The sequence below is a fragment of the Robertmurraya siralis genome, assembly GCF_005502275.1.
GTDB lineage: Bacteria > Bacillota > Bacilli > Bacillales > Cytobacillaceae > Robertmurraya > Robertmurraya siralis.
Genome location: NZ_SWLZ01000003.1, coordinates 67,410 through 83,168, shown reverse-complemented (window position 1 = coordinate 83,168; position 15,759 = coordinate 67,410). Strand labels below are relative to the sequence as shown.

General features: G+C 37.0%; 13 protein-coding genes. 11 read left to right on the top strand and 2 right to left on the bottom strand.

Annotated elements, in window-relative coordinates; translation table 11 throughout:
* Positions 1 to 72: 72 nt before the first annotated feature.
* The gene (locus FCJ93_RS05405) at positions 73 to 870 is read right to left on the bottom strand and encodes a formate/nitrite transporter family protein (RefSeq protein ID WP_095306306.1); all 798 of its coding nucleotides are present in this window, start codon (positions 868 to 870) and stop codon (positions 73 to 75) included.
* Between the two features lie 329 nt (positions 871 to 1,199).
* Between FCJ93_RS05405 and FCJ93_RS05400 the strand changes: the two genes are divergently transcribed.
* The 10 genes from FCJ93_RS05400 (at position 1,200) to FCJ93_RS05355 (ending at position 13,515) form a co-directional block, all read left to right on the top strand.
* A complete protein-coding gene (locus FCJ93_RS05400; protein WP_235879423.1) occupies positions 1,200 to 2,747 on the top strand; it encodes a spore germination protein in 1,548 nt (515 codons plus the stop codon).
* 19 nt (positions 2,748 to 2,766) lie between these two features.
* Positions 2,767 to 3,921 carry a Ger(x)C family spore germination protein gene (locus FCJ93_RS05395; protein ID WP_170211215.1) on the top strand — a complete coding sequence of 385 codons (1,155 nt, stop codon included), beginning with the start codon at positions 2,767 to 2,769 and terminating at the stop codon, positions 3,919 to 3,921.
* Positions 3,922 to 3,925: 4 nt separating this feature from the next.
* Positions 3,926 to 4,147, top strand: a complete 222-nt coding sequence (locus FCJ93_RS05390; RefSeq protein ID WP_095306303.1) for a TMEM128 family protein — start codon at positions 3,926 to 3,928, stop codon at positions 4,145 to 4,147.
* Complete coding sequence (locus tag FCJ93_RS05385; protein ID WP_095306302.1) at positions 4,144 to 5,244, top strand: GerAB/ArcD/ProY family transporter; 1,101 nt, start codon at positions 4,144 to 4,146, stop codon at positions 5,242 to 5,244. The genes FCJ93_RS05390 and FCJ93_RS05385 overlap by 4 nt, the downstream gene beginning before the upstream one ends.
* A gap of 589 nt (positions 5,245 to 5,833) precedes the next feature.
* On the top strand, positions 5,834 to 6,643 hold the full coding sequence (zupT, locus tag FCJ93_RS05380; RefSeq protein ID WP_137743096.1) for a zinc transporter ZupT: 810 nt from the start codon (positions 5,834 to 5,836) through the stop codon (positions 6,641 to 6,643).
* A gap of 440 nt (positions 6,644 to 7,083) precedes the next feature.
* Positions 7,084 to 7,587, top strand: coding sequence for a shikimate kinase (locus tag FCJ93_RS05375; protein WP_170211223.1), 504 nt, complete (start codon positions 7,084 to 7,086; stop codon positions 7,585 to 7,587).
* A 28-nt stretch (positions 7,588 to 7,615) separates the two neighbouring features.
* The gene (gene pssA / locus FCJ93_RS05370) at positions 7,616 to 8,314 is read left to right on the top strand and encodes a CDP-diacylglycerol--serine O-phosphatidyltransferase (protein ID WP_095306351.1); all 699 of its coding nucleotides are present in this window, start codon (positions 7,616 to 7,618) and stop codon (positions 8,312 to 8,314) included.
* A 137-nt stretch (positions 8,315 to 8,451) separates the two neighbouring features.
* Entirely contained in the window at positions 8,452 to 8,904 is a 453-nt protein-coding gene (locus FCJ93_RS05365) for a MarR family winged helix-turn-helix transcriptional regulator (protein ID WP_095306299.1), read from the top strand.
* 43 nt (positions 8,905 to 8,947) lie between these two features.
* Positions 8,948 to 12,076, top strand: coding sequence for an MMPL family transporter (locus FCJ93_RS05360; protein WP_095306298.1), 3,129 nt, complete (start codon positions 8,948 to 8,950; stop codon positions 12,074 to 12,076).
* A gap of 254 nt (positions 12,077 to 12,330) precedes the next feature.
* Positions 12,331 to 13,515, top strand: a complete 1,185-nt coding sequence (locus FCJ93_RS05355; RefSeq protein ID WP_095306297.1) for an aminotransferase-like domain-containing protein — start codon at positions 12,331 to 12,333, stop codon at positions 13,513 to 13,515.
* 136 nt (positions 13,516 to 13,651) lie between these two features.
* Here FCJ93_RS05355 and FCJ93_RS05350 read toward each other — a convergent pair whose 3' ends face one another.
* Positions 13,652 to 14,080: a cell wall hydrolase gene (locus FCJ93_RS05350; RefSeq protein WP_095306296.1), complete on the bottom strand. Its 429-nt coding sequence runs from the start codon at positions 14,078 to 14,080 to the stop codon at positions 13,652 to 13,654.
* A 342-nt stretch (positions 14,081 to 14,422) separates the two neighbouring features.
* Between FCJ93_RS05350 and FCJ93_RS05345 the strand changes: the two genes are divergently transcribed.
* On the top strand, positions 14,423 to 15,700 hold the full coding sequence (locus tag FCJ93_RS05345; protein ID WP_137743095.1) for an MFS transporter: 1,278 nt from the start codon (positions 14,423 to 14,425) through the stop codon (positions 15,698 to 15,700).
* Positions 15,701 to 15,759: the final 59 nt, after the last annotated feature.

Here is a 15,759-nt window from a genome sequence, read left to right as displayed (position 1 = left end):
TAATGTAACCGCGTTGTCTTTACAATATGCATTGCTGAATTATGGATGTCATTTTCAAAAAAATCTTTAGGCTCAGTCTTGCTTTTCTTCAACCTCTTCGAAAAAGGGTTTATTGACATAATAATACATATATCCCATTAAAACACTTCCTCCTATTAAATTTCCGAGTGTAACAGGTACTAGATTATGAATAACACCGGCAAAAGAAATGGTGCCTGGGTGATTGAGGACAAGGGCAATCGCAAAAGTACACATATTGGCTATACTGTGCTCATAACCGGAAATAAAAAAGCAAAAAACAAATAGGATCATGACGAAGAGTTTGGCTCCATCCTGTTTTAATGTCATTGGAATAAAAAAAGCTAGGCATACGAGCCAATTACAAAGGATTCCACGAAAAAATAATTCAGTAGTGGGAATATGCATTTTTTTCTCAACAACATCAAGTAAAAAGGCATTTACTGACGTTTCTGCATAAAGCTGTGTTGTTAGAATCAACAGGGCAAATATCATTGCGCCGATAATATTGCCAATATAGCTTAAAGTAAGTAATGTTCCTACATCCATCCATTTCATCTTTTTTCGCAACGCTGCAAATGTAAAATAAAAGGTATTTCCAGTAAATAAATCCCCTCCGCCATAAGCAATTAAAATAATCGCTGCCCCAAAAGTAAAAGCAGCGATTGGATAAGCAATCGGGGAATGTTCATGATAAAAGTATCCGCCTGTCTTAAATGCAACAATAACGCCAAAGCCAATGAACATACTAGCTAATGCTGCCCTTAAAATGTAATGAAGGGGATTGATTTGATAATATTTCTGTTTTTTAAGTGCTAATTTTTCCACTTCCAATAACGGCGTAACTTCCATTTCATCATCCAATCCTGAAAAATTGTTTATCCTATTTTTTGTTAGTTATAAAGAAATATGTATTTGTCCATCTTTTTTATGAGGCTTTGTTATATGTCTGAGTTCACTTTTTGTCCATTTTCTCCTTTTTTCAAGGAAACAGAGGACTTTTCAGGATAGTTAAAAGATTTGTGAAATGAAGCTTCACACAAAATGAGCCAAAGGTCATTTTATCAATAATGTTGTTTAACAAAAGCTCAATAAAACTAAACACACTTCATATAAAAGGTGGAATTGGGGATATTAAGAAAAAATGGAATTGCCAGTTTACAAAGGGAGATGGAAAGCTCTTGCGTCGTCGGTTAATCAAACCAAAAAAAATAAAGGAAAGTATCGAGATTGATAATAAAACAGGGGAGCCAATTTCTGCAGATGTTGAAGAAAATATTGACATAATCAAGTCTTTATTTGAAAGTTGTGCTGATGTAAAATTTCGTTCTTTCAAAGTTCAGGAATATAGCGCTTATCTTATCTATATTGATGGCTTGATTGACAATATGAGCATTCAGTTTAGTGCGTTACACGAGTTATTATCTAAAACACGGATTGAACATCTGAATGCGGATTTCATCCAAGAAAAAATGGTTTCCATTAACGATGTTGTTGAGGCTGATAAACTCGATGAAATTGTTAAGCAAGTGTTGGATGGAAATACAGTATTAATGGTCGATGGCATTGATAAAGCGCTTGTTCTAAATGCTAAAGGCGGAGAGCGTCGTTCAGTTTCGGAGCCGGAAACGGAAACAGCTGTCCGTGGTCCAAGGGAAGGCTTTACAGAAAGCATTGCCGTTAATATTGCTTTAATTAGGCAGAAAATAAAGTCGAGTCATCTAAAATTAATTACGAAAGAAATTGGAACAGAGACTAGAACTATCATCGGACTGATGTTTATCGATCATCTTGCTTCACCTGATTTAGTAGAAGAGGTTGAAAAACGTCTTGAGCGCATTGAAATTGATGGCATCCTTGAAAGTGGGTATATCGAGGAGCTGATCGAGGATGAACCGCGAAGCCTGTTTCCGCAAATTCAAAACACAGAGCGGCCAGATACTGTTGTAGGGAATCTTTTAGAAGGAAGAGTGGCACTGCTTGTCAATGGAAGCCCTTTTACGTTGATACTGCCTGCAACTTTTTGGCAATTTTTACAAGCAAATGAAGATTACTATCATCGCTATCATATTTCACTTTTTATTCGACTTTTAAGGATATTAATGATTTTTTTAGCTTTAATGCTTCCGGCAATCTATATTGCAGTTACGACATACCATCAAGAAATGATTCCAACAAATTTATTGTACAGCATCGCTGCCAGCAGGGAATCGATTCCTTTCCCAGCTTTTGTTGAAGCAATGATTATGGAGATTGCATTTGAATCCTTGCGTGAAGCAGGGCTGCGTTTACCTAAAGTAATTGGACAAGCTGTAAGTATTCTCGGTGCTCTTGTGATTGGACAGGCGGCAGTAGAGGCTGGGATTGTCTCGGCGCCGATGGTGATTATTGTGAGTTTAACAGGAATTGCTTCTTTTACGATTCCCAAGTTTAACTTAGCAATCACCATTCGCATTTTGCGTTTTCCAATGATGCTTCTAGCTGGACTTTTTGGTTTGTTTGGAATAACCCTCGGTTCTATCTTAATCGTGACTCATTTATGCAAACTACGCTCATTTGGAGTTCCATATTTCTCCCCAATAGGTCCGTTTAAGTGGAAAGAGCTTAAAGATGTTTTCATACGAGCTCCTTGGTGGGCAATGGATAAACGGCCAACGCAAACGATAAGCGAAAATGTGCAACGGCAGACGGAGCATATGAGACCGTCGCCATTGAATGATAAGCAATGAGCTTAAAAGGAGTACCGCTATGAATAAAATAGGTAAATTACTGGCATGTATCCTTTGTGTGACAACTCTTGCTGGTTGTTGGGATCGGACAGAAATAAATGATTTGGCATTTGTCATTGCCACTGGGCTTGACAAAGAAGGTGAGAATCGCTTTCGTGCGTCCGTTCAAGTACCCTTGCCGAGTGCGATGGGCGGTCCGAATGGCGGTGGAGGAGGTACTAGTGGAAGCGAACCTTATTACGTAGATTCTGGATTTGGGCGCAATGTTCGTGAAGCGGACGATGATCTGCAAAAAAGAATGTCAAGACAGCTTTTATTTTCACATCGAAGAATCTTTATTTTTGGGGAGGAAATGGCAGCAAGCGGAATTGAACAGACTTTGAACTCAATTTTAGAACATCCTGAATCAAGGCTATCAACATATTTACTTATCGCTAAAGGGGATGCACTTGATATTTTAACGGCCACTCCTCACTTTGAAGAACTGCCTTCGGAAGCTGTGAGAGAAATGGTGAAAACAACACTTAATATTGATACTCGTAATATAATTAATGATCTCAGTCTTCCTGGGAAAGACCCCGTAATTCCTGTGGTGGAAACAGTAAAAACAAAAAACAAGGGGAATGATGAACGAGAGGAAATTCAAATAAACAGTACCGCAATAATGAAAGATGATAAACTCGTCTTTTTTACGAATGAAGAAGAAACGAATGGTATATATTGGCTTTTACAAAAGATGAAGCGAAAGAAGGAGACAATCGCGGTCGATAAGAATTCTGAACTTAATATTGAAATCCTCGACTATAAGATTACACCAACGTATAAAGAGGCTCATGGTCTTCCTGAATTCACCGTTAAGCTCCATGTTGAGGGCATACTTTTACAGAATGAAGCACGGCTTGATTTAGAGGATCTTGAAATATATAAAATGGCGACAAATAAGTTTGAGAGTCATATTAAAAATGAAATTGAAGTAATCATCAGCCATGCTAAATCAGAAGGCGTCGATCCATATGGGCTTGGCTATTCTGTCTATAAGAAGAGTAATCGTTTTTGGGAAAAGCAATTGTCGACTCAATGGAGAGAGCTTTTGCCAAATATAAAAGTGAATGTTGATGTTGAGGCAGACATTGTCAGGATAAACAATAAAGGCATTAAAGTAAGGGAGGTATAGGGAAGTGCAGATTCTCCTCATTTTAATTATTTGTTTGCTCATTTATTTTATTAAAATAAGAAAGCTATTGCTTAAAGATAAGCAGGAGAAACGTTGGTATTTGCTTTTGTCCGCATTATGTATCCTACTGGCAATCGTTCTGATGCTGGAGTTGCCATTGTATGTAGTCACGAGTTTTCTTAACCATACTTTAGGTGAAATCACCAAGCAAGTGATTAAAATATGAAACAAGAACAATTATCTCCATTTCAATTAACTTGTCTCATTGGTAATTTTATTTTTACTGGTGTGATTATATCTGTGCCGCAAATATTAATGGAAATCTCTAAACAAAATACATGGATTGTCATAATGTTTACATATGTTTTGACGACAACGGTTATTTACATAATATGTAGAAAACCAGCAAAATTGGAAAAACTGAAGTCAATATTTTACTTTGATAAAAGACCATGGTTTAAAAACGTTTTTATCAGTGTTCTATTCATGTATTTATTGTTTATTTATATTCGTGATTTCCGAATCTTTAATAGCTTTATTGATGGGATCTTACTTCCAGACACTCCATTTGATATTATTGCATTATTAACAACATTAACATTAATTTATATAAGCTTAACAGGCATTGAAGTCATTGCAAGGGTAACTGTCATTCACTTCATTACCATATCTATAGTTGTTATATTATTGCCATTTTTCTTATTGAACGAAATTCAGTTAGCAAATCTTCTCCCTTTCGGCGGTCTTCATTCAGGTGCTGAAATTTTAAAATCAACATACATATTTTTTCCTTGGATGACGGAAGCGATTGTGATTGTATTTTTATTTGTTTTTTTACATCCTATTTCTCATTTGAAAAAAGCAGGTATAATCGGCATAAGCTGTGGTTTTATTCTTTTATTTATTTTAATTTTTTTAAACATTACTGTACTCGGTGTAGCGATTGCTTCAGAAGCAACTTATCCCAATATTAAATTAATACAGCAAATTAATTTAACAGATTTTTTAGATCGATTGGATTTGGTCATTGAGGTTGTGTGGATTCCGACTATGCTATGTAAGCTATCCTTACTACTATTTACGCTCAATAGATTATTCAATACATTCAGGCGTAAGGATTCCGACTTTGATATCGTTCCGCTTGCACTTTTGCTCAGTTTAACGATTCGCTTATTTAAAAATAATATTGATGCAATTGAATATTCCTTCTTTACCTGGCCGACAAAAGGGTTGTTGCTTGAACTAATTATTGTAACCCTCTTTCTCATGCTGAAAAGGGGGAAGAGCCATAAAAGTAAGGGAAATGGGCAAAAAATATCATAGCATCAATTGGTTTTAATGAAGGTTTTTAGTCAATTTTCGTTCCGATTCAAGATGCCAATTAGATTGAGCTCTTGAATCCGGAACATAACAAATCGGCATCATAGGTGCCTTTCCCCGTTTTTTTTTTAGGTTAGTGTTGCCTTTGAACTCATTTTCTCTGTGGATTCAGTTTTACTAAAAAGGTTTTTCGAAACGATCGTTTCACACGAAATGAGCCAAAAATCGTTTTATCAATAATTCTGTTGAACAAAGTTTATGTAAAAAACATCCACGGGATGTTCAATACAGATGGTGGTTTTTATTACGTTTACTATCCGTTCGTTATTCAATGATTTATTTTTTGTTAAGTTTATCATAACTGCAATCTTACAGGTTATTTTTTCTGTTTATAATTCCTACAATAATAGTAAGCTAAAATAATTTAAGTTGTCAGGCAAGTTTCATATGAGTTAAAATGTTTACTGGACGAAACATTTTTATATGAATGCATAGCTTCTTGTGTAAAAAAGAGAGTGCACTTCAAGTAAGTAATAAAATAGAATTTTCTCTATGAACAAAATGGGAAAGTCAATTAGAAGGAGAATGAGAAATGGATGAAAATTTATTGCTTGCCTTTGGTCTCACATTAATGGCTGGATTAGCAACAGGTATCGGCAGTGTTCTCGCCTTTTTTACAAAGACAACGAATACTAAGTTCCTTTCTCTTGCTCTTGGTTTTTCCGCTGGTGTGATGATTTATGTTTCGATGATTGAGATTTTTGTTAAGGCAAAGGACGCATTAGTGAGTTCATTAGGTGAAATAGGAGGAAATTGGGCAACGGTTGCTGGTTTTTTTGGGGGGATGCTTCTTATTGCACTTATTGATAAATTTATTCCAAAACAAGGAAATCCCCATGAATTGAAAAAGGTTGAAGACATGGATTCTGACAAGAAAGTTGTGCAGGATTCTGCTCTATTAAAAATGGGGACATTTACAGCACTTGCCATTGCGATCCATAACTTTCCTGAAGGGATCGCAACATTTACGTCCGCTTTGCAAGATCCGGCGCTTGGGGTCCCAATTGCGATTGCGATTGCAATCCACAATATTCCTGAAGGGATCGCAGTATCTGTTCCTGTCTATTTTGCAACAGGGGATCGAAAAAAAGCTTTCAAGCTTTCATTTTTATCAGGTCTATCAGAACCAATCGGTGCCGTGGCAGCATACTTTTTATTAATGCCATTCTTAAATGACATTATGTTTGGCGTTATTTTTGCAGGAGTTGCCGGGATTATGGTCTTTATTTCTCTTGACGAACTATTACCGGCAGCAAAGAAATTTGATGAAGCCCATATTTCTATATACGGTTTAATTGCCGGAATGGGTGTGATGGCTCTTAGCTTACTATTAGTTATCTAAACTGCAAAGATGAAGCTGATTCAATTGCTCTTTCTCCAAGATCGATTGAGTCAGTTTTTTATATCGGTGTTGCTTTTGGACTATTCTCTCTCGATAGGAGAGCATCTATCACTTATGAGAATTTTTTAAAGTCGTGTGAAAAAACGTTTCGTTCCATGTTGCTTAAATAAAGCCTCATTATAAGAGAATGAAATGGTTGCCCTGTCTTTCAACCTTTTTTTGGGGTATAGCATTCTCATCATTATTATAAAAAAGATATTGATAAAAAGAACTGACCAATCCAGATTACTACTAGAAATTAGTGATAATTAAAATTATAATGAGATTACTTGAGCAAAAGTCTGATCATAAATAGTTACGAAAAGACTGCTAGAGGAGTGTAGAAGTTGACAATTAAAGATATCCCGCTCAGAGAAAAATGCATTATTTTTATCGGTTTCATGGGGGTTGGCAAAACAACGATTGGCAGTGAAGTGGCAAAAAAATTGTATCGAGATTTTTATGATGTGGACGTGGAAATTGAGAAAGAATATGGGATGTCTGTAAAGGAAATATTTAAAACCTTCGGCGAAGAGGAATTTCGCAAAAAAGAAAAGGAAATGATATTTAAACTATGTGAGCAACGGCTAAATATCATTTCCTTAGGCGGAGGAGCATTTTTGCAAAGCGAGATAAAAGAGCGCTGTTTAAAAGATGGCATTGTTTTTTTTCTTGATTTATCATGGGATTCATGGAAGGATAGAATCAGTTTGCTGATCGATAGTCGACCAGTACTGCAAGGAAGAACGCTTGAAGAAATTGAAGATCTCTTTCATTCAAGACAGAAAATTTATTCTCTCCATCATTCAAGGGTGGAAACAGATGCTCTGGAAATCGAAGAAATAGCCAATTATATAGTTGACTCCATAAAACTAGCTTGGGATTTATATGAGCCACATAAATAATGTTAAAGGAGTGATCACCTCATTGAGAATAAGACTTGTTAAAGCGATTCCTAACATGTTTACGCTCGGGAATTTATATTGCGGTTTCTTGTCAATTGGTTTTGCCTCGTATGGGGAGTATAAGAATGCAGCGATCCTTATTTTAATTGGGATGATGCTAGACAGTATGGATGGTCGCCTTGCAAGAATGTTAAAAGCTGATAGCATATTAGGAAAAGAATTGGATTCGCTAGCGGATATTGTTTCCTTTGGAGTAGCTCCATCGTTTTTAGTGTATTATACATACTTTTATCAATTTGAGTTAATTGGCTTACTGATTGCAGGACTATTCCCATTGTTTGGTGCATACCGTTTGGCCCGTTTTAATATTAGTACAGATAAGTCCACTCTCAATTATTTTATCGGCGTCCCTATTACTGCAGCTGGTGGTATACTTGCTCTCCTTACATTATTTGGAGGTAGACTTCCCGACATAATTACGACAGTTGTGTATACGGCATTATGCTTTTTGATGGTTAGCAGGATTCGAATTCCAAGTTTGAAAGAAGTGCCTCTTCCAAAATACGGGACTATCGTGACGATATTTTTAGGCTGTCTTCTCTATGTTATCTATAAAGGCACCTATGGAAACTTCCCGTATTTAATCTATATTGCTGCCCCATTATATGTCACATATTTAGCCTATCGCTTTGTGAAAGGCAGGCATAATAAAAAAGAAATCGAATAATGACAAGCCAACTCTTTTGAATTGATGAGAGTTGGTTTTTTCTTTGCCCCATTTATGATCTTGACAGTAAAAAGAAGGATCCTTATAGTTAAATTGTTGAATAGTTAAATGTGTTAATTAATTGGAGGCTGCCACATATGTCAAATGATAATATTCAGCAATTGGTAAATCGTTATGTGGATGTATCTTTTTCAGTAACAAAAAAGGCGGAAGCACTAATTACAGAACAGCTGGGAAGCAATTTAACCCATGATCAGCTCTATATAATTAGATACATAAATCGTGTTGGCTCGTGTACTTCAACCGCTCTTGCAGAAGAGTTTGAAGTGAAGAAAAGTGCTATTACAGCAATAATTAACAGACTGTGGGAAAAAGGATTTATTCAAAGAACGAGAGATGAAAAAGATCGCCGAGTTGTTTATTTAACATTAACAGAAAAAGGTGAGGAATTATTTTGGAAGATTGACAAAAGGATTCAGCAATTAGTAGAAGGGATAATATCTCAATTTGAACCATCTGAAATCGAACAATTTATTAAGACATTTGAGAAATTAAATCATGCTTTAATTGAACAAAGGGATAAAAAATAGAATGTTATCTGCCTGTATAAATTGATCATTTGGGGGTAGGAAAATGAATTTTATTATTAAAAATAAATGGATAGTCTTGACTTTGTGGATTATAGTAGCTATCGGTTTATTTTTTATTGCTCCGAATATGGGGGAGCTTGTACGTGAAAAGGGGCAACTTAAGGTACCGGATGAATATTCATCATCAATAGCTGGAAGGATTTTGCAGGAAGTGCAAGATCAAGAAGGTGGACAGAAAGAAACAACGGTTGCGTTGGTGTTTCATAATGAAGAAAAACTGACCAATGCAAATATAGATGAAGCAGAGCGAGCGATACAACTTTTAGAAGAAAAGAAAGAAGAGCTTGGAATCACGAAAATCTTAACGCATTTTAATGAATCGCTCCTTCAGGATCAGCTTGTTTCAGAAGATGGGAAAGCTATTCTTGCTTCCATTAGTCTAAAATGGGAAGAGCGAGAACAAGGAGAAGTTAAGGAAGCTTTATATCGCGCGTTAGAGGATATAGATGTTGACCATTATTTCACTAGCGAATGGCTGATTAATGAAGATTTGGTCAACAGTTCTCAAGAGGGATTAAAAAAGACAGAAGGGATTACTGTTGTCTTTATTTTAGTTGTCCTGCTCCTAGTCTTTAAATCTTTTATTGCTCCACTGATCCCTTTGGTCACGGTTGGCTTTACCTATTTAACATCGCAATCGATCGTTTCGTTTCTAGTTGATCAATTGAATTTTCCCATTTCAACCTATACACAAATTTTCTTAGTAGCAATCCTCTTTGGAATTGGAACAGACTACTGTATTTTACTATTAAGTCGATTTAAGGAAGAATTATCACAAAGAGAGACAGTAGCTGCTGCTATTGTTGAAACATACCGCAATGCAGGAAGAACTGTTCTATTTAGTGGCATTGCGGTTATGATTGGATTTGCTGCGATTGGTTTTTCCCAATTCATTCTCTACCAATCGGCGGCGGCTGTTGCAGTAGGCGTCGCTATTTTACTGTTAGCTCTCTTTACACTAGTTCCGTTTTTCATGGCAGCGCTTGGAAGTAAGCTCTTTTGGCCATCAAAGAGTAAAGCAGAACATAGCGATAGTAAACTGTGGATGTTAGCAGGAAAGTTTTCATTGGGAAGACCATTCGTATCATTGCTTATTGTAGCAATCATTTGTGTCCCATTTTTGCTTTCTTATGATGGCGAGCTATCCTTCGATTCTATGGAAGAAATAAGTGGAAATGTTGGCTCGATTCAGGCGTTTGATGTAATTGCTGCTAGCTTTAGCCCAGGTGAAGCAATGCCGACGACAATTGTGCTCAAAAATGACGAAGCGCTGGATTCTATTGAGTATATTACCCTTGTCGATCAAATCACGAAGGAATTAGAGAAAGTAGACATGGTTCAAACGGTACGTTCTGTTACAATGCCTACAGGTGAACCGATTGAAGATTTTCTTGTTGCAAAACAAGCGGAGGCACTAGAAGAGGGACTTGATGCTGGTAAAGAGGGAATATTGGAAATTAGCACTGGTTTGCAGGAGGCGAGCCAACAATTAGCTAATTCTGAACCAGAACTTAATGAGGCAGCGAAGGGGATTAATGATTTAATTTCTGGCACTGGTCAGCTACAACATGGTTTAGCTGAAATTGAAATGAATTTGGCCAAAATTGAAAATGGCATTCGCCAAGGATCTGCCGGTTCAACAGAAATTATACAGGGCTTAGAACGAGCAAAAGCAGGAGCAGCGCTATTGCTGGATAAGTATAGAAGTGAGCTTCTGGAAAATTATCAGGTTATAGGTGACAATCTTTCCCAGTTAACTTCAGGATATCAGCAGGTTGCTGCAGCAATGGGCAGTTTAGCAGATACAACAGCTTCACTGTTTAATCATTTGGATAATCATTATGAAGCACTTGCTTCAGATCAGCAATACCAAGTACTAAAAGGAACCATTAATGGGTATTTTCATGGCGTTCCCAATCAACAGCAAGGCTTGTTAAATTCTATCGCTCCATTAAATGATGGGTTATCAAAGCTCAATGAAGGAATGGCGAAAGCAAATACAGGCTTCGATTTAGCGCTGAAAACAGGAAAGAACGAATTGGGGGCAGGGCTCCAGCAGTTAATTGATGGTATTGAGGCCCAAAAAAGAGGATTGAATGCGTTGGCAGATGGTCAAGACTTGATTGTCAGCAATGTACCACAGTTAACTAACGGCTTAGGTAGCGTTAATGAGGGGCAAAAACAGCTCCTTGCTGGATTTGATGATATTAATGGACAGCTATCACTTCTTACAGAAGGACTTGAACAAAGCGCTGATGGTTTAAATCAAGTGTATGAAGGTTTAGGTTCAGCACAAAACTATCTCTCTGGTTTATCAGAGGCTGGAGAAATGAGTGGGCTATACCTTCCGCCTAAATTGTTAGAAAGTGACGATTTCATTCAAGTGCTAGACACATATATGTCAAAAGATCGTAAAATAATGACAATGGATGTCATTTTTGACGCAAGTCCATACTCTAATCAAGCAATCGCTCAAGTTGATGAAATGAAGGAAGCGGTAAAGCGTGCCACTAAGGGTACGAAATTAGAGAATGCGATTGTGGCCGTAGGCGGTATTACTAGCACAAACGCTGATTTAAGCACGATGTCGGGGAAGGATTACTCTAGAACAGTGGTATATATGTTGATTGGGATTGCCATTATATTAGTCTTTCTTTTCCGTTCATTAATCATGCCTCTTTACATCATTGGTTCTCTTATTCTTACGTACTTTACTTCGATGGCGGTTAATGAAGTATTATTTGTCAATCTATTAGGCTATGCCGGTATAAGCTGGGCGGTACCGTTTTTTGCCTTTGTCATCCTTGTTGCTCTAGGTGTAGACTATAGCATCTTTCTCATGGATCGCTTCAATGAATATAAAGATCTATTAATCGCTCAGGCAATGTTTATGGCTATGAAAAAAATGGGAACGGTCATTATTTCAGCGGCTGTTATTTTAGGTGGTACTTTTGCAGCAATGATTCCTTCTGGGATGTTGTCCTTATTACAAATTGCATCCATTACCATTGTCGGATTATTTTTGTATGCTTTCGTTGTACTGCCGCTATTTATTCCTGTCATGGTCAAAAACTTTGGCGAGGCAAACTGGTGGCCATTTAAAAGAGCTTAATAATTTTGAAGCACGGTTATGCCGTGCTTCTTTTTTTGGAGCCCATGATCATTTCTTCAGTCATTTTGCCGAAGTGTGGAAAAAAACTCTTGAAACAAGGAAACTGTAGGTATATGATAAGAGAAAATATTTCAACATACAGATAATTTAAATAATTATCAAAAGAGTAGCGATTTCCCGTTATTGAAAAAAAAACGAAATCGACTCATCGAGTTGAATTTTTAGCCGATATTTAAAAAAAGGAAGGGACCCAAATGGATTATTCATTCTCAGAGCAAACAAAGCACTTTAAATCATCTGCTGTGCGAGATATTTTAAGTGTCATACAACAAGGAAATGTTATATCTTTTGCAGGAGGGCTGCCTTCTGATGATTTCTTCCCGATTGAAGCAGTGCAAAGTGCATATGAAAAAGTGTTTGCATCTGGACGCTCATCATTGCAATACGGTTTAACAGAGGGATTTACTCCACTGAGGGAAGCTATACAGACTGTGATGACGAAAAAAGGGATTACGTCAACAGTTGAGAAGACTTTATTAACAACGGGTTCCCAGCAGGTAATAGATTTATTTTCAAGAATCATGCTCGCAGAAGGCGATGTTGTCCTGACGGAAGATCCTACCTACTTAGCTGCATTGCAGGTTTTCCGCTCCTATGGAGCAAAGGTTATTGCCGTAAAGGGAGACGAAAATGGAATGGATCCGCATGATTTAGAAGAAAAAATGCGCGTTTATCAGCCGAAATTTGTTTATATTGTCCCGACTTTTTCGAATCCGGAAGCGAAAATTTGGAGCACTGAAAGACGGCAAAAATTAGTCGAGCTGTGTTATCAATACCATGTTTTAACATTGGAAGATGATCCGTATGGAGAATTAAATTTTACCAATGATACTTTTGAGCCTATCGCCTCTTTTGATGAAAAAGGAAGTCATATACTGTATACGAGTACATTTTCCAAAACAGTTGTTCCAGGGCTAAGAACTGGTTGGGTAACTGGTCCAGACGAAGTGATTGCGATGATGTCACAGGCTAAACAAATGACTGATCTGCATTCGAGTTCCATTGATCAACAAGCACTTTTTTATATTATGAGAGATTTCGACTTGCAAAGTCATATTGAAACTTTGCGAAAAGAATATTATATTCGGATGACGATTATGAGAGACTTTTTAAATAAGCTTGATCGGGGATTATTTAAATGGAAGGAACCAAAGGGCGGTATGTTCATGTGGATTGAAGGCGATGAAAAGCTTGATGCTACGAGTCTCCTCGGAGAAGCGGTTAAAAATGGCGTCGCATATGTTCCTGGCACTCCATTTTATGTGAATGAGCCTAAGCTTAACACCTTCCGATTAAATTTCAGTCATTCTACACCGGATAACATTAAGCTTGGAATGGATCGTTTAGTTTCTGTATTGACAAGACAAGTAACTGTTTAATGAAGAAAGAGTCAGTTCATATATGCTGACTCTTTTTTTGCCGATTGTTCATTTTGCTATCGATTGTTCTGTGAAACGATATTGCTAGAATTATACGTAATGATCATTTTGGATTATGTTTGTCTTCAGTACCTCTTTAAAATGTGTTATAAATATTTTCACATTCTTCTGCTGTTGGCTCATAGAAACAGTGGAGCTTGAATCTGCCAGCAAGCGGCTGATTATACCATTGAGGTGGACAGTCACCCGGAGGTCTAAAGTACCATAAACTAAATTTCGATGGCCACACGCGCTCTCCGGCAATGGCTCGCCGGGCTAATTTTCTCTCGACCTCTCTTGCGGGTTGGTAAAAATATCCTTTTTGTGTTGCCTCAAAAGCATGTGGTTGATAGATCATTTCAGAAATGGTTCGGATTCCTTCAAAATCTGAACAATTTCCTCTTATGCGATTAATCCCCACATTTCCAACCATTAGCATTCCATCAAGACCTTCACCCTCAGCTTCTGCTCTAAGCAGTCTTGCTAACAAATCAATATCTGCATTTGTTGCTTTTACAACTGCCATCCTCTCACCCCCGGAGTATTCATACACCTATCCTATTCAAATTTTTAGTGATGTTTCTTGAAAAATGCAGACTGCTGAAATTCCGGTGTTAGAAGTGAATAGAAAATTTGAAATAAATTTACAATAGTAGCTATCTTAATCATAAATAATAGTAGTACAATGGGAATATGGTTAATCCATTTCTTTAATCGGGAAATACAAGGGAAATGAATTATTTGTGGCATTAAAGACTGACACTTTATTGCAGTTTGGGGACCATCTTTCTAATTGGAATTGGAACAAAAGTAAATTAAAGGGCAGAGATGAACAAATGATTAAAGAGCTATCAAAAGGGGGATTAAAGTGGAAAAAAAATACAGCATTCCTGAAAGAAGTTGGGCCCTTTACGATTGGGCAAATTCGGCCTATACACTCGTGATTGTGACAGCCATTATGCCTTTATACTTTAAGTCTGTTGCGACTGAAGCAGGAATTTCGGCCACAACTTCAACCGCTTATTGGGGTTATGCAAACTCGATTGCTACATTAATTGTTTCGATTTTGGCTCCTATTTTGGGAACAATTGCAGATTTTAAAGGATTTAAGAAACGCTTCTTTGTCTTCTTTACTACACTCGGGGTTATTTTTACCTTGTTGTTAGCTGTAGTTCCTTCAAATCAATGGTTTATTTTATTAATTTTCTTTGTGCTTACATCGGTAGGATTTGCTGGTGCCAATATCTTTTATGATGCCTTTCTCGTCGATGTAACAACGGAAGATAGAATGAATAAGGTTTCTGCCCATGGCTATGCTATTGGCTATATAGGAAGTACAATTCCATTTATTATTTCTATTGCTATTATTATACTTGCCCAAGAAAGCATCATCCCATTATCGGTCACGGTAGCCAGTCAGATAGCTTTTGTGATTACGGCATTATGGTGGGGGATTTTTACGATTCCCATGCTAAAGAATGTGGAACAGAATTATTATGTGGAGAGGGTTTCCAATCCAGTTAGGACAAGTTTTAAAAAGCTATTACAGACGTTTAAAAATATTAAAGTGTATCGGCCATTATTTCTATTTTTATTAGCTTATTTTTTCTATATTGATGGAGTTCATACCGTAATTAAAATGTCGACTGCTTATGGTTCTGATTTAGGAATTAGTTCTTCTACACTTCTCATTGTTCTATTCGTCACTCAAATCGTGGCAGCTCCTTTTTCGGTTATTTTTGGGAAGTTTGGCACAAAATACGGGGATAAAAAAATGATTATGGTTGGCATCTTCATTTATATTTTTATCTGCTGCTATGCTTTCTTCTTAGATTCCGCGTTAGATTTTTGGGTTTTAGCAATGCTTGTTGGAACAGCACAAGGAGGAATTCAATCATTAAGCAGGTCATATTTTGCAAAACTGGTACCGAAGGAATCATCTAATGAATTTTTTGGATTCTACAGCATTTTTGGCAAATTTGCTGCAGTAGCTGGGCCTGTTCTCTTGGGAATAACCGCTCAAATTACCGGAAATACCAACTTTGGAGTTTTCAGTCTTGTAGTATTGTTTATTATCGGGGCTTTAATTCTCCTTCGAGTACCTAATCCAGAAGAAGTGGCACTAGATCAAGGTATAGGAAAATAAAAGTCACTCTTTTTATGAGTTTCTAATGTAGAAAGAGATGTGTTAATCCGCTAAATGGT